The sequence below is a fragment of the Phaeocystidibacter marisrubri genome, from assembly GCF_008933165.1.
Taxonomy (GTDB): Bacteria; Bacteroidota; Bacteroidia; order Flavobacteriales; family Schleiferiaceae; genus Phaeocystidibacter; species Phaeocystidibacter marisrubri.
The window spans coordinates 83127-101995 of sequence record NZ_WBVQ01000001.1; the positions used below are offsets into that span (position 1 = coordinate 83127).

Annotated in this window: 18 protein-coding genes; 9 read left to right on the top strand and 9 right to left on the bottom strand. The window is 45.3% G+C overall.

What is annotated here, in order from left to right; all coding sequences use genetic code 11:
* Nucleotides 1-2: 2 nt before the first annotated feature.
* The 5 genes from queA to F8C82_RS00385 form a co-directional block, all read right to left on the bottom strand.
* The gene (gene queA, locus F8C82_RS00365; protein ID WP_151692890.1) at nucleotides 3-1052 is read right to left on the bottom strand and encodes a tRNA preQ1(34) S-adenosylmethionine ribosyltransferase-isomerase QueA; all 1050 of its coding nucleotides are present in this window, start codon (nucleotides 1050-1052) and stop codon (nucleotides 3-5) included.
* Between the two features lie 131 nt (nucleotides 1053-1183).
* Entirely contained in the window at nucleotides 1184-1906 is a 723-nt protein-coding gene (gene truB, locus F8C82_RS00370) for a tRNA pseudouridine(55) synthase TruB (protein WP_151691457.1), read from the bottom strand.
* Nucleotides 1906-2712: an undecaprenyl-diphosphatase UppP gene (uppP, locus tag F8C82_RS00375; RefSeq protein ID WP_151691458.1), complete on the bottom strand. Its 807-nt coding sequence runs from the start codon at nucleotides 2710-2712 to the stop codon at nucleotides 1906-1908. Before uppP ends, truB begins: the two co-directional genes overlap by 1 nt.
* The gene (locus F8C82_RS00380; protein ID WP_151691459.1) at nucleotides 2709-2960 is read right to left on the bottom strand and encodes a DUF3098 domain-containing protein; all 252 of its coding nucleotides are present in this window, start codon (nucleotides 2958-2960) and stop codon (nucleotides 2709-2711) included. The genes uppP and F8C82_RS00380 overlap by 4 nt, the downstream gene beginning before the upstream one ends.
* A gap of 2 nt (nucleotides 2961-2962) precedes the next feature.
* Nucleotides 2963-3841, bottom strand: coding sequence for a cell division protein FtsX (locus F8C82_RS00385; protein ID WP_151691460.1), 879 nt, complete (start codon nucleotides 3839-3841; stop codon nucleotides 2963-2965).
* 151 nt (nucleotides 3842-3992) lie between these two features.
* On the opposite strand from F8C82_RS00385, the gene F8C82_RS00390 reads away from it, so the two are divergent.
* The 4 genes from F8C82_RS00390 to F8C82_RS00405 are packed head-to-tail and all read left to right on the top strand — an operon-like array spanning nucleotide 3993 to nucleotide 8271.
* Nucleotides 3993-5147, top strand: coding sequence for an Mrp/NBP35 family ATP-binding protein (locus F8C82_RS00390; protein ID WP_151691461.1), 1155 nt, complete (start codon nucleotides 3993-3995; stop codon nucleotides 5145-5147).
* Nucleotides 5144-5389 (top strand): NifU family protein, encoded by a 246-nt coding sequence (locus F8C82_RS00395; RefSeq protein ID WP_151691462.1) that lies wholly within the window; start codon nucleotides 5144-5146, stop codon nucleotides 5387-5389. Before F8C82_RS00390 ends, F8C82_RS00395 begins: the two co-directional genes overlap by 4 nt.
* Before the next feature lie 24 nt (nucleotides 5390-5413).
* Nucleotides 5414-7267 carry a 2-oxoacid:acceptor oxidoreductase subunit alpha gene (locus tag F8C82_RS00400; protein ID WP_151691463.1) on the top strand — a complete coding sequence of 618 codons (1854 nt, stop codon included), beginning with the start codon at nucleotides 5414-5416 and terminating at the stop codon, nucleotides 7265-7267.
* Complete coding sequence (locus tag F8C82_RS00405) at nucleotides 7264-8271, top strand: 2-oxoacid:ferredoxin oxidoreductase subunit beta (RefSeq protein WP_151691464.1); 1008 nt, start codon at nucleotides 7264-7266, stop codon at nucleotides 8269-8271. Before F8C82_RS00400 ends, F8C82_RS00405 begins: the two co-directional genes overlap by 4 nt.
* Nucleotides 8272-8277: 6 nt before the next feature.
* Here F8C82_RS00405 and F8C82_RS14695 read toward each other — a convergent pair whose 3' ends face one another.
* Complete coding sequence (locus F8C82_RS14695; RefSeq protein WP_170266095.1) at nucleotides 8278-8454, bottom strand: hypothetical protein; 177 nt, start codon at nucleotides 8452-8454, stop codon at nucleotides 8278-8280.
* A 97-nt stretch (nucleotides 8455-8551) separates the two neighbouring features.
* Here F8C82_RS14695 and F8C82_RS00410 point away from each other — a divergent pair, with 97 nt between their 5' ends.
* The 3 genes from F8C82_RS00410 to F8C82_RS00420 all read left to right on the top strand — a co-directional run bounded on the left by F8C82_RS00410 (nucleotide 8552) and on the right by F8C82_RS00420 (nucleotide 11100).
* Nucleotides 8552-9799, top strand: coding sequence for a CPBP family intramembrane glutamic endopeptidase (locus F8C82_RS00410; RefSeq protein ID WP_151691465.1), 1248 nt, complete (start codon nucleotides 8552-8554; stop codon nucleotides 9797-9799).
* A 71-nt stretch (nucleotides 9800-9870) separates the two neighbouring features.
* The gene (locus F8C82_RS00415) at nucleotides 9871-10596 is read left to right on the top strand and encodes a YebC/PmpR family DNA-binding transcriptional regulator (RefSeq protein WP_151691466.1); all 726 of its coding nucleotides are present in this window, start codon (nucleotides 9871-9873) and stop codon (nucleotides 10594-10596) included.
* A gap of 81 nt (nucleotides 10597-10677) precedes the next feature.
* A complete protein-coding gene (locus F8C82_RS00420; RefSeq protein ID WP_151691467.1) occupies nucleotides 10678-11100 on the top strand; it encodes an OsmC family protein in 423 nt (140 codons plus the stop codon).
* Here the strand turns inward: F8C82_RS00420 and F8C82_RS00425 are convergent.
* Genes F8C82_RS00425 through F8C82_RS00435 form a run of 3 tightly spaced genes read right to left on the bottom strand, consistent with a single transcriptional unit; the run spans nucleotide 11087 to nucleotide 14930 of the window.
* Nucleotides 11087-12187, bottom strand: a complete 1101-nt coding sequence (locus F8C82_RS00425) for a serine hydrolase domain-containing protein (protein ID WP_151691468.1) — start codon at nucleotides 12185-12187, stop codon at nucleotides 11087-11089. The two genes, F8C82_RS00420 and F8C82_RS00425, sit on opposite strands and share 14 nt — an antisense overlap.
* A complete protein-coding gene (locus tag F8C82_RS00430; protein WP_151691469.1) occupies nucleotides 12188-13570 on the bottom strand; it encodes a sensor histidine kinase in 1383 nt (460 codons plus the stop codon).
* On the bottom strand, nucleotides 13560-14930 hold the full coding sequence (locus tag F8C82_RS00435; RefSeq protein ID WP_151691470.1) for a sigma-54-dependent transcriptional regulator: 1371 nt from the start codon (nucleotides 14928-14930) through the stop codon (nucleotides 13560-13562). The genes F8C82_RS00430 and F8C82_RS00435 overlap by 11 nt, the downstream gene beginning before the upstream one ends.
* 842 nt (nucleotides 14931-15772) lie before the next feature.
* Between F8C82_RS00435 and F8C82_RS00440 the strand changes: the two genes are divergently transcribed.
* Entirely contained in the window at nucleotides 15773-16456 is a 684-nt protein-coding gene (locus tag F8C82_RS00440; RefSeq protein WP_151691471.1) for an ABC transporter ATP-binding protein, read from the top strand.
* Nucleotides 16457-16487: 31 nt separating this feature from the next.
* Nucleotides 16488-18860: an ABC transporter permease gene (locus tag F8C82_RS00445; protein WP_170266096.1), complete on the top strand. Its 2373-nt coding sequence runs from the start codon at nucleotides 16488-16490 to the stop codon at nucleotides 18858-18860.
* Nucleotides 18861-18869 lie beyond the last annotated feature (9 nt).

Consider the following 18869-nt stretch of genomic DNA (forward strand, 5'->3'; position numbering starts at 1 on the left):
AATTAGATCACCAAAAGCGCGTCGCCATAGCACAAGAACTTGTACCCTTCTTTAATGGCCTCGTTGTAGGCATGCATGGTCAATTCGTGACCTGCAAACGCAGAAGTCATCATGAGCAAAGTGCTCTGAGGTGGGTGGAAGTTGGTGATCAAGCAGTTCGATACTTGGAAGTCATAAGGAGGGAAGATGAAACGGTTGGTCCAACCTTCGTATTCCTTCAATTTGCCTTCAGTTGTAACGCTTGATTCCATGGCGCGCATCACTGTAGTACCTACAGCACAGATGCGTTTCTTGGCGTCAATCGCCTTGTTTACTTTTTCAACCGTGTGATCGTAAATCCAGAATTGCTCGCTGTCCATTTTGTGCTTGCTGAGGTCTTCTACCTCAACAGGACGGAAAGTTCCAAGACCAACGTGAAGTGTGAGTTCAGGGAATTCAATGCCCTTAATCTCCAAACGCTTCATCAATTGCTTAGAGAAGTGAAGTCCGGCTACAGGAGCAGAAACAGCGCCTTCTACACTTGCATAGATGGTTTGGAAGCGATCGGCATCCTCTGGTTTAGGCTCGCGATCAATATATTTTGGAAGAGGAGTTTCACCTAGTTCCGTTAGCTTGTTGCGGAATTCTTCATAACTGCCATCGTAGAGGAAGCGCAGCGTTCTACCGCGGCTGGTTGTGTTGTCAATTACTTCAGCAACCAAGCTGTCATCTTCACCAAAGTAAAGCTTATTGCCAATACGGATCTTACGTGCAGGGTCAACCAACACATCCCAAAGACGACTTTCAGAATTCAATTCACGAAGAAGGAAAACTTCAATGCGTGCTCCTGTTTTTTCTTTGTTACCCCAGAGTCGAGCAGGGAAAACACGGGTGTTGTTCAACACCATAGCGTCACCATCGTCAAAGTAGTCGATGATTTCGTTGAATTGCTTGTGTTCGATTTTCCCAGAGTCCTTGTGAAGTACCATCAAGCGAGAATCGTCGCGATGGGTTGCTGGCTCTTGGGCGATGAGCTCCTTAGGGAGTTCATAATTGAAGTTGGATAACTTCATTTTCATAAGCTTACGGGCTTTGAAAGTGATACAAAAAGAAAGACGGCAAAGATACGAAATTCCACAACCTCAACCGAAGAGATTTGACAAAACGGTAGATGCTTGAAAGAGAGGAGAGTGTGGTTAAAAGTCTACTCTTCTGGGAGTGGAGGGCCTGCTGCTCGAATGGATGCGCAAATGGGTTCAACTTCGAATGCACCTTCTAAAGTGCGTTCACCAATGGCGGTTCGAATAAGTCCCGTAAGGTATCCGCCCGACTGTAGGGCTGCGCCAATATCGTTTGCCAATGAACGAATGTAGGTTCCTTTGCCACAGTGGACATCTATCACCAATTCGTCCTTTTCAAAGCGAACCACTTCGATGGAATGGATGGTAACGGGGCGAGCGGAGATTTCCACCTCCTGACCTTTTCGAGCCATCTCATACAAGCGTTTCCCGTCTTTTTTCAGAGCTGAAAACACCGGAGGAACCTGCATGATATCACCTGTAAACTGAGGGAGAATCGCCTCAATCGCTTCCCGAGTTATGTGTTCGATTGGGAACTGCTTGTCTTCTTCGGTTTCGGTGTCGTAGCTGGGAGTAGTGGCTCCAAGTTTAATCGTAGCAGTGTATCGCTTGCTGGATCCCATTAACTCGGGAATGGTCTTGGTAGCTCTGCCAATACATACAATTAATAACCCCGTGGCTTTGGGGTCCAAAGTACCCGCATGACCCACTTTGAATTTCTTCATCTTGTGGGTCTTCCGAATGGCAAATTTGATCTTGTTTACAACGTCAAAAGAAGTCCAGTCTAGCGGTTTATTCACCGCCAGTACTTTCCCTTCTCTTAGGGCGTCAATCGACCAATCTTCCATTACATGGCGTTATAGAACGTAGATCCAACGGCAATTAGACCAACGATAAAGCAATAGATAGCGAAAGAAGTCAGCTTTGCTTTTTTCACTAAGCGGATCATCAACCTACAAGCGAAGAGGCCTACTACAAAAGCAGCAATAAATCCTGCTAGAAGAGGTGCGGTTTGAGGTTGAGTAGCAACTTCACCACTGAAGATATCCTTCAAATCGAGTATCATCTTTCCTAGGATCAATGGAATCACCATTAGGAAAGAGAAACGAGCGGCTTTATCTCTATCAATTCCCAATAGGACAGAAGTTGAGATGGTTGCGCCTGATCTAGAAATACCTGGAAGGATGGCAATAGCCTGTGAAACGCCAATAACGGCTGCTTCAAAAGCACTCACTTTTTTATGCGTCTTTTTGGCACGATCGGCCAAGACCAGCAGCAAGCTCGTTACGATGAGCATGGCTCCAACCAGCGTGAGCTGCTTACTGAACAGACTTTCAATTTGATCTTCTAAAAGGATTCCAACCAGAGCAGCTGGAATCATAGAGATAACAATAAATGAAGCGAATTTGGTTTCGTCGTTCCACTTGAACTTTAGAAGTCCTTTGAAGATGTCGACGATGTCTTTGCGATAAATAACCACGGTAGCCAATGCGGTAGCCGCATGGAGTACAACCGTCATAAACATGCTTTCTTCTGGGACCGTCTTGCCATTAAAAAGCACCTTTACAATTTCAAGGTGACCACTAGAGCTAACGGGGAGAAATTCGGTGAGTCCTTGTACAATACCAAGAACAATCGCTTCAATCAGATTCATTCAAGTTCTCCTTGAGACGTATTTGACTTCGACCTCCACATGATGGCAACGATTTCAACGGCAAAGCCCAATACTAAAAGAGAAGGAGCTAGTTTGATTCGCGTGCTATTGAAAATTTCTGGGTTGAATACGTTGGGATCTTCTGATCCACCACCCATCATCAGTAGGTATCCAATTCCGATAAGTAATAGGCCCGCTACCATGAGGATGTAGTTCACCTTACTGAATAAGTACTTTTCTGTTTTCATAATCAGCGATATAAGTCGTCTGTTTTCAAATTGAGATAGCGCTTCACGGCAAAGAAGGTACAGCTCCAAGCTAAGAAAGCTCCAAAGAGTATCATTCCGCCAACAGTGATGGCCATCATTTTCGGAGTGGCTTCCATTCCCCAAGTAGAGAAATTCGACTTTCCGAATTCGAGAATTAACATGAGCAATGCAGATGCAATGAGCCCTCCAATGAGTCCGAGTTTGACACTTTGTGCCATGAAAGGACGTTGGATAAATGGCTTCGTTGCACCTACCAACTGCATGGTTTTGATGGTGAATCGCTTCGAGTAAATCGAGAGACGAATGCTCGAGTTAATCATGGCGATGGAGATAAAAATCAAGAGAATGGCACCGCCCAACAAGTAAGAGCCGATGCGTTTGATATTGTCGTTGACGAGATTCAGCAAGTTCGGATCGTACGAAACATCACTTACCAATCCACTTTCGCGCAATTCTGCTTCAAAAGCTTCTACATCTCCCGAACTGACGAATTCTGAAGTCATGTGAACTTCAATGACGTCACTCAGTGGGTTGTATCCCAAGTATTCAACAAATTCCTCTCCCAATTCCGCTTCCAATTCTTCAGCGGCTTGGTCTTTCGTGATGAAATCAGTTCCCACAACTTTGTCCGATAGTTCAAGCTCTTTCTGGAACTGGCGAACATCTCCTTCTGATGAGGTGTTCTTTAAGAGAACGGTAAAAGTGAAGTTCTCGCGAATTTGACGCGCCATGTCTTCAGCTTGCAATAACATCGTTGCAAAAGTGCCGAGCATGAAGAGCACCAAAGCGATACTCACTACTACGGAGATATACGACGTACGGAGACGGCGTTTGTAAAATTTATCTTCTGAGTTTGCCATAGACAGGGGCTAAGGTAAGGAAAGAGATACGTTTGCTTACACCAACGAAACGTTAAGATGCAAAACTTATGAGACATTGGTTACATCTATATTGTGACATGTGATGTTCATTTGCTTTGTACCTTTGTTGACCAATCGACGAATCGATAGAATGAAGTACGAGAAATCACAGATATACAGCGCATTACAAGAGGTTCAAGCAACAGTTGGAAAGGAAAATCTAATTGAAGCTGGCCACGTAAGAAATATTCAAATCTTCGGTGACGAAATTGAGTTGGATGTCATCAGCATGAATCCAACGCTTCAAGCGAAGAAAAAATTGGAAGTGAGCATTCTAAAGGCAATTCACGATCACGCATATCCAAAGGTGAAAGTGAAGGTGAATGTGATTGTTCCAGAAGAAGCAAAGCAATTGGCTTCTGCTCAACAGCAAATTCGCGGGGAAGCGATTCCCGGTGTAAAGAACATCATTGCCGTTGCCTCTGGTAAAGGGGGAGTGGGCAAGAGCACTGTAACGGCCAACCTCGCTGTAGCCCTCGCTAAAATGGGTTTCAAAGTGGGTTTGGTGGATGCGGATATCCACGGACCTTCTATGCCGATCATGTTTGATGTGACCAACGAAAAACCGGGTAACATTGAAGTAGATGGTAAGCAAATGATGGATCCTGTTGAGAATTACGGTGTAAAAATGCTGTCTATTGGCTTTTTTGCAGGCGTGGATCAGGCAGTAGTTTGGAGAGGTCCTATGGCTACCAAAGCACTCACTCAGCTCATTCGCGATGCGCACTGGGGCGACCTCGACTTTATGTTGATCGACCTTCCTCCGGGAACGGGCGATATCCACTTGAGTTTGGTTCAAGCCGTTCCAGTTACGGGAGCAGTGGTGGTAAGTACGCCGCAGCAAATTGCGCTAGCCGACGCGCGTAAAGGGGTGGCTATGTTTAAGATGGATGCCATCAATGTGCCTGTACTGGGCATTGTTGAGAACATGTCCTACTTCACCCCCGATGAGTTGCCAGACAACAAATACTACATTTTTGGTGAGGCAGGTGCGAAGCGTCTAACTGCGGAACTTAATGTACCTTTCCTCGGAGAAATTCCACTGGTGCAAAGTGTTCGTGAAGCGGCTGATGTAGGTAGACCAGCCGTTTTGCAAGAGACTACTCCAGTTGCACAGGCCTTTGTTGAAATGGCAAGACGCGTGGTAGAAGAAGTGGTAGATAGAAATGACAATCTTCCTCCAACCGAAGCGACGCGCATTACTACTATGGCAGGTTGTTCTCCTAAAAAAGAGAAGACATCATGAGTACAAAACAAGAAACCGTTGAGAAGATTTTAGTGGCTTTAGAAGAGATTCGTCCCTTTCTAAAATCCGATGGCGGAGATATATCTTTTGTTGAATTGACGGATGAAGCCGTTGTTCGCGTTCAATTGCACGGTGCCTGCATGGGATGTTCGGTGAATCAGATGACTCTTAAATCGGGGGTTGAAATGACCATCAAAAAACATGTCCCAGAAATCACTAGAGTAGAACAAGCTCTAAACTAAATCAGAGAGCGCCAAACCTAAATAATGACTCCACAAGAACTATCCAAGGTCACCATACTATTTTCAGGTGACTCCGGTGATGGTATTCAGTTAACCGGATCTGAGTTTTCACATACCGCGGCATTGTATGGCAACGATTTGAGTACGTTTCCGGATTTTCCGGCAGAAATTCGTGCTCCCATCGGAACGGTAGCGGGAGTCTCGGGATTCCGACTGAATTTTGGTAGTATCGAAATCCACACTCCAGGCGGGCATGTGGATGTGTTGGTTGTTATGAATGCTGCGGCGCTCAAGAAGAACATAGAGGATTTGCGTCCCAATGGTTTGATCATCGCCAATTCTTCGGGCTTCGATAAGAGAAACTTGAAATTGGCGGGGTATGATGAAAGTGCAACTCCTCTCGATGATCTTCGTGATTCTCACCGAATCTTGGAGTTGGACGTTACCAAACTGACAAGAGAATCCCTTAAAGAGAGCAGTTTGGGGACCAAGGAGCGCGATCGCTCTAAGAACATGTTTGTCCTCGGTTTCTTGTATTGGATTTACGGTAGATCACTCGAAAGAACTACGCAATTCCTGACGGAAAAATTTGCCAAGCGACCTGAAATCGCGCAAGCTAATATTGCCGTTCTCAAAGCGGGGTACCACTATGGTGAAACCACTGAGGCGAGTTTGCCGCGCTATGTTGTGAAACCCGCTCCTCAAAAGCCAGGGGTTTATAGAAATATTTCGGGAAACCAAGCCACCGCATTGGGATTGGTGGCCGCTTCTCAAAAATCAGGGTTGGATCTATTTTACGGTTCCTACCCTATTACGCCTGCCAGTGATATTCTTCACGAGTTGGCTAAGCACAAAAACTTTGGAGTAAAGACCTTCCAAGCAGAAGATGAAATCGCTGCTATTACTGCTGCCATTGGAGCGAGCTTTGGTGGTGCGATGGGAGTAACGGCATCATCTGGCCCCGGCATTGCCCTCAAAGGCGAGGCTATCGGATTGGCGGTTATGCTTGAACTTCCTTTAGTTATTGTAAACGTTCAACGAGGAGGACCTTCTACGGGACTTCCTACCAAAACGGAACAAGCCGACTTATTCCAAGCGATGTATGGGAGAAATGGTGAAGCACCTCTTCCTGTTTTTGCAGCTAAGAGTCCAAGTGATGCTTTTGACGCGGCTTTCGAGGCGGCCAAATACGCCATCGAATACATGACCCCTGTGATGCTATTGAGTGATGGATACATTGCCAATGGATCCGAGCCATGGATGTTCCCTACCTCAGGAGAACTCTCCGCGATTCACCCGGTGAAAGCCAACTTGAGCGAACAGCCTTATTTGCCGTACAAGCGCAATGAGCGCGGAGTCCGTTCATGGGCCATTCCGGGTCAAAAGGATGGCGAGCATCGAATTGGCGGATTGGAGAAAGAGATCGATACAGGGAATGTTTCCTACGATGCTCGGAACCATGAAGCTATGGTGAAAATCAGAGCGGAGCGAATTGAAAAACTAGCCGAAAGCTATCCACCATTAGAGATGGAAGAAGGCGAAGCCGAAGGAGATGTGCTGGTGATCGGTTGGGGATCTACCTACGGTGCTGTAAAAGTGGCAGCACGAGATTTGAACCGAGACGGATTTGCAGTGAGTCATCTCCACCTTCGACACCTATATCCATTACACCCCGAGCTAGGCCATGTAATTAGCCGTTTTAAGAAAGTGGTGGTTCCGGAACTCAATAACGGTCAATTGGTAAAGATTCTACGTGAGAAGTATCTCGTAGATGCGATTCCTTACAATAAGATTCAAGGGCAACCTCTCAAAGCAGATGAGGTGCATGAAGCCCTGATGAATACCATTCGTTCAATCGTTAAAAACGAGAAAGCATGAGCGAGACACTAACTGCAAAAGACTTCGCAACGGATCAAGATGTTCGTTGGTGTCCAGGATGTGGTGACTATGCAATTTTGAAGCAAGTCCAAACCATCATGCCTGAATTGAATATCCCAAGAGAAGATATTGTGTTTATCAGTGGTATTGGGTGCTCTTCTCGTTTTCCGTACTATATGAACACGTATGGAATGCACAGTATTCATGGTAGAGCAACAAGCATAGCTACTGGTTTGAAATCAGCTCGACCGGAATTGAGTGTGTGGATTGTGACCGGAGATGGTGATGGATTATCCATTGGTGGAAATCACTTGATTCACCTTTTCCGCAGAAATCCAGATGTGAACGTTCTCCTGTTCAATAACGAGATTTACGGACTCACCAAAGGTCAGTATTCACCAACATCTCACGAAGGTCAAGTGACCAAATCTAGCCCTATGGGCGCTATTGATCACCCCTTTAATCCACTAGCCTTAGCAATGGGCGCAGATGCGACTTTTGTAGCTAGAACAGCAGATAGAGATGTAAAGCATCAACGTGAAATGTTGTTGCGATCCAATCAGCATAAAGGCTCAAGCTTCTTAGAGATTTATCAGAACTGCAATGTCTTCAACGACGGTGCATTTGAGATGTTTACGGGCAAAGATGGAAAGCCTTTCCACACCCTATACGTTGAACACGGCCAGCCGCTCATATTTGCCAATGGTGAAAAGGGAATTGTACTCGATGGACATACTCCTAGAGTGGTAGACCTGAAGGATGGAATCAACCAGAGCGACTTGTGGATTCACGATGAGCACGATCCGTTTAAGGCCTATATGCTCACGCGAATGTTCGATGATCCAACTGCGGGTTTCCCACGTCCATTTGGGGTGTTGTATTCTGTAGATCGACCGCGATACGAGGATTTGCTGGTAGGGCAAATCGAGCATGCACGATCCATTAAAGGAGAAGGTGATCTAGATTCGCTTCTGGCTGGCAAGAATACGTGGGAAGTTCGCTGAGGAAACTCAAAGGGCAATCATCACATAGCCATTCACAGAACCCTTTCTCCTCTCGATCAGCATTACATACTTGATTTGGTACACATACGAGCCAAGCATTGGTGGTTCGCTTGAATTTATTAACGTGCCATTCCACCGTTCTTCAGGACGATTGGTTTTGAAGTAAAGCGTTTGCAAGGCCATCTGTACAGATGGTGACGAAATTTCTCGATGAGATCTGGATAGTCTACCTTCAATTGATTTTTCTTTATCACCTTAGTCGTACCAAAACACAAGACACTTGAATAGAGTAAAAATTCTTTACCGCGAACCGAGAAGAAGTCAGCCTGCCAAAATCATTTTTGGCGTGGTAGCCGCGCATCTCCTGTTTTTGATTCCGTTAATGGTTTTCTTGGATTCAGATTTCGTTCGTGAGAACATCTATGATTCTTCTAACAGTTCCATGATTGAAGAATTGACGTCGATTCCAGCGGGCTACGCCTTTTTGCTATTGGCCGTTCTTGCTCCACTGTGGGAAGAGACGGTCTATCGATTGTGGATGAACTTGAAGGTGTGGACGATTCCGATTTTCACGACTGTTGCTGCTGTTGTGTTGTTCTTGGATATCAGTTTGTCCTTAGCGTTAGTCTTGGGAATTATCGTTTTGATATTAACTCTCACATTTATCAACTCCATTCGCCACAGTATGGACATTCACTTCCAGTGGTGGTTTTATGGATCTTCGGTGATTTTCGGCTTATCGCACATCATGAATCACCAGTTGGAGTTGGGAGCGATTTTGTTTACCATGCCTCAAGTAGTGATAGGGGTAGCAATTGGCTTTGTGCGACTACACTATGGCTTTTTCTCTGGAGTGTTGTTTCATGCAGGGTGGAATGGACTCATTGGCTTGATGTTGCTCGCTCCATACATTGGAAATAAACCCGTGGTACACGAAAGTGAAACGACCTATGTCTCTTGGGAAACGGGCAGTATGTGGAGGAATTCATCGAAAGCGTACTATGGCACAGATTCCCTTTATATTGAAAATGTATCCTTGGAGAAAGTCCTTCGCAATTTGATTCAGCGCGACAATCCCGATGCGGTAGTTGAGCTGGAAGGGGCATCTCTTATTCGAGTGAATATAAAGGCTAAAGGTCCTCTACAAGAAGTCATGTCAATTCTGATGGAGGATTGGAAAGAACAATTCAGTGTTGAGGTGTCGGAATCTTCTACTGCGGAGAAAGTGTATACCCTCATTCCCATGGTGGATTGTGAACCAACATCCGTACCGGGTGAGTCGGCAATGGTAATGAACCAGCTTGGACTTTATCCAAGTCTTACTCATCCTTCCACAATTGCAAGAAGTTTGGAAAATGAATACGAAGTCAAATTCCGACCGGGAGAACTTTCAGAAGAATCCAGAAATATTCTGCTTCCTATGGAGGGGTTAGATTCCGCCTTGCATGCTTTGCGTGTATACAACTGTATTGATGTGGAGGAGTCTGAAGAAGAAATTACTCGTTATATCATTCAACTACCTAACTGATCATGGAAGTGTGAGTTGGTGTTTCGTCAGATGAACAACTCACATTATCTTTGTCAAAATCTATAAAGACTATGGGACGCGCGTTTGAATATCGCAAGGCAAGAAAAATGAAGCGTTGGGCATCGATGTCCAAGACGTTTACTCGTATCACTAAGGATATTATCATGGCCGTAAAAGAAGGTGGTGATAGTCCAGATGCGAATTATAGACTAAAGGCTCTCATCCAGAACGCCAAAGACGCGAACATGCCGAAGGATAACGTGGAACGCGCTATCAAAAAGGCTTCGTCTAAAGATCAAGCAGATTACAAAGAGGTGGTATACGAAGGGTATGCACCCCACGGAATTGCTGTTCTTGTTGAGACGGCTACTGATAACAATACGCGTACGGTTGCCAATGTTCGTTCTTACTTCAACAAATGCAACGGTAGCTTGGGTACTTCAGGTTCTGTTGACTTTATGTTTGAGCGCAAGTGCCACTTCAAGATTGCAGCAGAAGGCATTGATGTTGAAGAGTTCGAATTGGAAATGATCGACTACGGCGTTGAGGAGATTTTTGCCGATCACGATGAAGAAAAAGATCTCGATATCGTGATGCTTTACGGCCCTTTTGCCGAATACGGTAACATAGCGAAGGGGTTGGACGAAAAGGGGATTGAAGTTCTTTCATCAGGTTTTGAAAGAATTCCTATGGATACAAAAACACTCACTCCTGAGCAGCAGGAAGACGTGGATAAACTCATTGAGAGAATTGAGGAAGACGATGATGTTCAAGCCGTATATACGAATATGGCGTAAGGCTTGTTTACACCACTCTTTTTGACGAAATTAAACATCCGCCATCGAGCGGATGTTTTCATTTATCAAAGTCACTTTCTCATGAGTACCGTACAAGTTGTAGCCGATCATACCACCGGAATGTCTTTCGATGCCAACGTGGAAAACTACCACGTTATCGTGGATGCTAAGGAGGAGTTTGGAGGAGTTGGAAAAGGTCCATCGCCAAAACCCTTACTGCTCGTTGCGCTTGCTGGCTGTACGGGAATGGATGTGGTGAGTCTTCTCGAGAAAATGCGACAAGAATACACGTCCTTTAAGATTGCTGTTACGGGAGAACAGACCGAAACTCATCCGAAGTACTACCACAAGATTCACGTTGACTATCAATTCGTGGGAAGTGATTTGGATCCTGCGAAAGTGCAAAAGGCGGTAGATATGAGCCAAGATAAATACTGCGGTGTGAGTCACATGTTGAAGGCCGCTTCGGAACTTACCTACGACATTTCCATCAAGGCTGAATAACCCGATTCAGTCGTTTCCATATTTCATTTTGTAGAGCGGCGGAAACAAAGGCGTTGTCGGTAGATTCTCCCATTCTTACTACAACTAGTTTCTGAGACGGGACCATGTTGAGTATTTGTCCGTTTTTGCCCAGGGCAGCATACATGTCGGACGGAGCATTAGGACACAAGCTTCCCGAGAATTGAGTTTGCGTGCTTGGAAGCATGTAGCTCGATTGACCGTTTAGCCAATAGAGATATCCGTAAGAGGGATTCAGCGTCTGCGTTGGCTGGGTCATGGTTTCAAAGTATGATCTGCTCAATAGCGTATCGCCATTCCAGATTCCCCCGGATAAATTGAGCAAGCCAAATCGGGCCATAGAACGCGCACTTGAAAAGAACACGTGGTTGTCATCCAACCAAAACCAATTTCCCCCAATGCCTATTTTGGCAAATATTTCATCTTGTAGATATTCTTCAAAAGTAACTGGAGTAGCGATCTCAATGATTCGATGTAAGAGTGTGTATGGAGCATTGTGATAGGCCCATCGCGTTCCGGGGGCGGCGAGGTAGGTGAGGCAAGCGGGGTCTGTGCAGTTTACATTTCCGCCATCATCCAAACCCGTGGTCATTTCAAGGTGATGGCGAATGGTAATGGCCGTTTCGCGATCACTACTGGTGTTGGTCCATCCGGTTCCCAAATAAGTAGAGGTAGGAGCATATAAATCGATATAGCCATCTTCTACAGCCATGCCCACCGCAAATGAGGTGAGCGATTTGCCGGCAGAAGCCCAGTACCAATTGGAGCTAGAGGTAAACGGTTGACCATTCAATTGTTTACCGTGGTAGTGTTCGAGTACAATTCGACCATTGTACAGAACGATAAAGGCCCTGCTTCCAATACTGTCCAGATATGAATAGAGGGGACTAATCTCCGCCGTATTCCATTCTAGCTCATCAGGATCTTGAGATTCCCATCCACCCGTAAAATTTTCAGGAAAGTAGATTTCTTCTTCTACGGGTGTGACAATGGGCTTCTCTTCCACACGGTCCTTTTTGCAAGCACCAACGATGAACAGAGGTAGAACAAGTAGGTAGGAAGCTTTCATTTATCGAATTCCAATGTGCGAGGCGTGGTTCGGGAAGGCCAGAGCAAATCGAGTAGCTTCATGAGGCACACTGGAAACGGTAATGCTTCCGTTGTGAATTTTCATAATGTTCTTGCTCAAGCTCAATCCAATTCCAGTGCCATCTCTTTTTGTGGAATAGAAAGGTATGAAAATGCGTTCGAGTTTGTCCTTTTCTATTCCGCTTCCATTGTCCTTTACAAAAATGGTAATCCGCTTTTCATTGACTTCAGCAGAAACGGTAATCTTCGGATGGCTGACTTCACTCAGGGCTGCAAAACTGTTTGTCATTAGGTTAATCACTACCTGTTCAATCAGCTTTCGGTCGCAACGAATCACTAAGTTCTTATTGCTGCAGAGAAGTTCAAATTCAATCTTTCTCTTGGTCAACTCAGATTTCATCAAGTTGTTGATGTCTTCGAACATCTCGCAAACTTTTACGATTTCAAAAGTTGGAGCTGGAATTTTGGTAAGCTTTCGGTAATCGTTCACAAACTCGAGCATACCTACAGAGCGGCGGTGAATGGTGTTCAAGGCAAGGATGATGTCTTGAACCGTTTCATCATCTAGTTCGGTGGCGTGTTTGGCTTCTCCTTCCTCGTTTTTCAAAAGGCTCCTCATCGTCTCCGTAAGAGAAGTGATAGGAGTGATGGAATTCATGATTTCATGCGTGAGAATTCGGATGAGTTTGTGCCAGGCTTCAATTTCTTTTTGTTCGATTTCATCCTTGATGTCTTGGAAGGCGATGATGTAATGAGAAGAACCCGTCAGTCGAACGGGGTTTACATCAATAGAGAGTTCTTTTAGTCCGCTTAAAGTATCGATCTGAACTAACTTCCTTCCTCCAAAACTGAGTTCATCAACCGTTGCGCAGAAATCGGGATATCTTGCTTTTAGGCGTTCCCACTGGTGTAATTGCGGGATGTCGAGTAGGGTAGAGGCCGCATCGTTAATGATGCCAATTTCACCTTGATGATTGACAGTGATGATCCCTACATTGATCTTTTCTAGAATGAGTTTGAAGAGTTGAAACTGGCTTTCCTTCTCAATCCGTGCGCTCTTGAATTTTTCGATGATTTCGTTGAAGGTCTCGTTCAAGTTGGAGAAGCTCTTTCCCAGTTTTGGGTCGCTGAAACTCACGCTGTAATCTTCGTATTTAACGGCGTATAGAAACTTGGTGAGCTCTCGATTGGTGCGATTGACAAAGTGTATGAGTTCATACCCCTGGATGAGAAGGAGGAGTAGGATGCTCACTGAAGTGAACCACAGATCCCCCTCATCAATTAGCCAAGCGAGTAAAACTAAGCTGGCCAATAAGAGAAGGAGACGGAAGATTAAGTATAGGTTGAAGCGGTTAAATTCCATGTTTTTCAATTCGACGGTAAAGTGCAGCACGAGTTAATCCAAGGTCGGATGCAGCTTTGCTGATGTTGCCTTTGTGCTTCCGTATGGCCTTGTCTATCAAATGGCGCTCCATTTCATCGAGATTAAGAGTTTGAAGGGCTTCGTCTTCGGCGTGTTGCTGACGGAAGGATACGTCTTCAAGGGTGATGTGAGAAGAATCGGAAAGGATGACCATCCGCTCAACAGCGTGTTCCAGTTCTCGAATATTTCCTGGCCAATGGTAATCCATTAGCTGATGTTCAGCTTCTTTTGAAAGGGTGATTTCGGGTTTGTTGTACTTCTTCCCAAATCGAGTGAGGAAGTGATGGATGAGAATAGGAATGTCTTCCACTCTTTCTCTAAGTGGAGGGATGATAAGCTCAACCGTGTTTATTCGGTACAATAAATCCTGACGGAAATCGCCTTTGTGGACCATTTCGTGGATCGGCATGTTGGTAGCACAGACCAGTCGCACATCAAAGCTCTGTTCTTTGGTATCACCTAGTCGGGTTAACCTTCTATTCTGAAGCACGGTGAGCAGTTTGGCCTGTAGGTGAATGGGCAGGTTTCCAATTTCATCCAAGAACAGTGTACCTGTATCTGCTAACTCAAATCGTCCGGCTCTATCTTGGTGGGCGTCGGTAAACGCACCTTTCTTGTGTCCAAAGAGTTCAGATTCAAATAGATTCTCGTTTAATGCACCGAGGTCTACGTGAATGAACGAATCAAAAGCTCGTGTGGAAGCGCGATGAAGTGCTCTGGCAACCAGTGTTTTACCCGTTCCGTTTTCGCCCAAAATGAGCACATTTGCATCGGTGTTGCCCACTTTTTGAATGGACTTCATCAGCTCTTTCATGGCTGGACTCTCGCCGATGAATTCACCCAGTGCCAAGTCGCGATCTAGCTCCATGCTCTTGCGCGTGTCTTCCAGCTTGTTCACCTTTTTCACCGATCGTCTCAATTGCAGAGCGGTATTTAAGGTGGCCAGAAGTTTCTCGTTTTTCCATGGCTTAAGCACAAAGTCGGTTGCTCCTTTCTTAATGGCGTTCACAGCCAATTCTACATCGCCATAGGCGGTCATGAGTACCACGGATGTATCTTCTGCAATCTCTCGAATGTGATTTAACCAATATAGCCCCTCTCTCCCGTCGTTATCTCCCTTCGTGAAGTTCATGTCCAGAAGAATGATGTCTACATCGTGTTTGGAGAGCACGCCATTCAGTTCTCGTGGATGATCTAAAGTGTCTACCGTGGTATAGTGATGCTTCAAAAAGAGGCGGGCGGTTGTCAATACATCGGGATCATCATCTACGATGAGGATATGCGCGTGGGTCTTATTCATGGTTGGAGCTTTTTACGAATGTACGGAAACGAACGCTCAAGTGTTCGCATTCGAACACTTTCTGCGTTGGGGAGGATGAGGTAAAAAAGGTAAACAATTGTTTTAGAGGCGTTTGTGATTGTGGCACGCGTAGTTTGGCATTGCGGCACGGGCGTTGACTATACTCTGGCAACAACAAAACAAAACCGCCAATGAGATCGCCTCTTTGGCAAAAATGAAAAATTCTCTCGAAAGTGAAAATAGCGCGTCACCTTCTAAATGTCGGACAGTTTATGGCGGAATCTTTAGCAGAACTTGCTGAAGGTTCTCCAAGTTCGAATCGAGTAGATACCACGTATGATCGGATCATTTCCAATAGTGGTTTCGCTCCTTTAAGAGGTGAGCTAATCGTTATTACGACTCGAGCGAAATGAGTTTAGGAGTCGTGATCACTAATGAGCAAACTTAGTTTCCAAACAACCCTTGAGACTGACAAGTCAGCGTTCTTCAAGCCAAGTATAACAGTCAGTTCAAGTAGCAGAACATTAGGGTTTTGACGTTGGTTTCAACGGGTAGTTTTGGAATAGGTCACGATATAGAGAACTTCGGTACTTGTGGTTGCGTCCACCTTCAAAGTAGTCAAAGGGTATTGAGTGTTAAACGTGCTTCGAAAACCCACAGGCAATGAAAATTACAGACGCTCTTCACTCCACAGTGCCGGAGTTTTTTTGTTTATCGTTTGGAGAGGTGATTAACAGGGATCTCGTTGAAAACGATCACCTTTCCAGACGAAACAAACTAGGAACAGGGCTTTGGCAGTTGCCGTTGTCAAATTGTTATTTTCGAAGAACAGCTCTTAGCCTATGATTGAGATTTCGAACCTCTCCAAGATTTACCGTTCTAAAGCCGTAGAAACAGTGGCTTTACACAAAGTTTCACTCACCATTGAACGAGGTGAGTTTGTCTCTATTATGGGACCCTCCGGTTGTGGTAAATCTACCTTACTGAATATTTTGGGCATGCTCGACACCCCAACAAATGGTCATTATTCCTTTGATGACAAATTGGTGTTTGATCTAAAAGAATCGGAACGCGTAGCCCTCCGGAAGATGAACATTGGTTTTGTTTTTCAAAGTTTCAACTTGATTGACGAACTCACGGTTGCCGAAAATGTGGAACTACCTCTGGTGTATTTAAAGCGTCCCAAGGTTGAAAGGAAGAAGCGGGTAGCTGAAATTCTCGAGCGTATGGGAATGATGCACAGAGCGCAACACTTCCCAGGTGAACTTTCTGGTGGACAACAACAGCGAGTTGCCGTTGCACGTGCTGTTATTGCAGATCCTAAAGTGATTTTGGCTGATGAGCCAACGGGTAACTTGGATACTGTCCATGGTAACGAAGTGATGGAGTTGCTTAGCGAGTTGAACGAACGAGGAACAACAATCGTGATGGTTACCCACTCCTCTCATGATGCTAGTTATTCCAAGCGAATTGTCAGGCTTCTAGATGGGGAGGTCGTTTCAGAAAATAAACTGATGCATGTTTAATACCTCATGGCGGTTTTTTATTCGCTCGGTCATGCAGCACCGATCGTATACCCTGTTGAATGTCCTCGGACTTGCAGTGGGGTTGGCCGTTACATTGTTGGTTGTCCTCTTTCTTAGAAACGAACTCACCTACGATACGCGTCATCCCGAAAGTGATCGAATCTACAGACTTACCAGTTACTTCTATTTTGAGACCGAGAATCATCACTATGCACCTACGGGGCTGGGATTGGCTCCACTTATGCAAGGCGAATCCGATGCTATTGAAGCTTACGTTCGTGTAGGGAACGCTGGGAAGAACGTGCTTCTCAAACACGGGCAAGATGCTTTTTACGAGGATGCCGTATTCTATGCAGACTCTACGTACTTTGATTTTTTTCCTTCCACCTTTATTTATGGAGATGCATCCGACGCACTGAGGGGGGAGAACTCACTTGTGCTCACTCAGTCGCTAGCCACTTCCATTTTTGGAGATGTAAATCCCGTTGGAGAGGTCCTTCGCACCAATAGCAATCGATTTGTGGTAACAGGGGTGATTGAAGATCTTCCACAGAACGAGCATATCCAATTCAAAGCACTACTCCCGGCGTTTACCGAACAACTTTCGCAGGAAGATCTAGTCAGGACTCTCTGGGCTGCTTCAACCTTCACTTATATTAGATTGAAGGAAGGGGTAGGTCCTTCGGAAATTAACAGGGCGTTTCGTGAGGTTCACCAAAAGTATATGGTGGACGTAGCTTCGGTGATCAACAGCGATTATGACATTATAGTAGAGCCTTTGGAAGAGGTTCATTACGGTTCTAAAGCAGAGTTCGACTTGCCCAAGGGAAAGTTGAGCTACCTCTTTGTTTTTGGAGGGGTAGGACTGCTCATTCTAGCTCTTGCCATGATTAACTACATGAACTTGGCCACCGCTAGAGCTTCAAAACGCGCCAAGGAAATCGGTGTTCGAAAGGTGCTTGGTAGTACTCGTCGAGATTTGATTTGGCAACTCCTCATTGAATCCGTCACGCTCACGTTTGTAGGTCTATTTCTCGCCGTCATCTTAGTTGAACTTCTTCTGCAAAGTGAGGTCTTGATCGTATTGATGCAGAAGAATATTTCCATCAATGTAATCGATCAACCCAAGTTTCTCTGGTGGGGCGTCATCACCGCTTTGGTGGTGGGAATACTGTCGGGGATTTATCCCGCGCTCTATCTCAGCCGAATTGAAGTAGCGGAATCGTTGAAGTCGGCATTTAAAGCGGGGAAATCCAGTGTTCAGATGCGAAGATTTTTAGTAGGACTCCAATTTACATTTAGCATCAGTGTGGTCGTGCTGGCTGTATTCATGACACGACAAATGAGTTACATGAGCGATCGATACTTGGGGTTTAATTCAGAGGATATCGTTTTGGTTCCCGTTCAAGATACCGCCCTCCGAGAAGTGGTGCCAGAAATGATTGAAGAACTGCGCGAACAACCTCATGTGCTTTCCGTTTCCTCGGCTAGAAACGTTCCGGGAGATATCATAGGTAGAGTGTTAATGCATGCCCTCAATCCACAAAAAGTTCAGGCCACACGAGAGGCCATGGATATCATGCACGTAGGAGAAGGCTACTTCCATACCATGGAGTTGGAGTTTCTTCAAGGTTCGTCTTACACGGCCGTAATGGATGAGGATTCCGTATTCCAAGTGGTGGTGAATGAATCCTTGGTGGAATACTTTGGCTGGGATGATCCCATAGGGGAGCAATTAGAGTGGGGTTTGCAAGAGAATGGCAGAGCGTATTACACGGCGAGAATTATCGGCGTAGTGAACGATTTTAATACTTCCAGTTTGCACTCGCCAGTCAATCCCCTAGTGATGTTTTTGGACGAAGAGCAAAGGGGGACTCTTCACCTTCGAGTGGATTCTGAGAATATGAAATCCGCTATTGCTTCTATCGAAAAAGTTTGGAATCAACATTCCATCTCCAGACCATTCGAGTTTAGTTTTTTGGATGAAGACTTGGACATGCTTTATCGGGAAGATCAACGCCAATCTACCCTCATTTCCATGCTCACCTTAGTCACTATTCTGATTTCGACCTTAGGACTACTCGGTTTGGCATCTTACACCATACAACAGCGCTACAAGGAAATTGGAATTCGAAAAGTGTTGGGAGCTTCCGTTCGTCAGATTGTCAATCTCTTGTTTCGAGATGTGGCGGCCATGGTTGCCCTTGCTGTATTGATCAGTATACCGATCAGCTACGCTGTGTTCCAATCTTGGGTAAGCAATTTCGCTTATGTCACTCCTGTGCAGTGGTTCGTCTTTGTGGTGATCGGTTTAATTGCCGTGATTTTCTCTTATGTGGTTGTTAGCCTTCACTCTCTTAAAGCCGCACGTACCAATCCTGTGAAGTCTTTAAAGTACGAGTGATATGTGGGT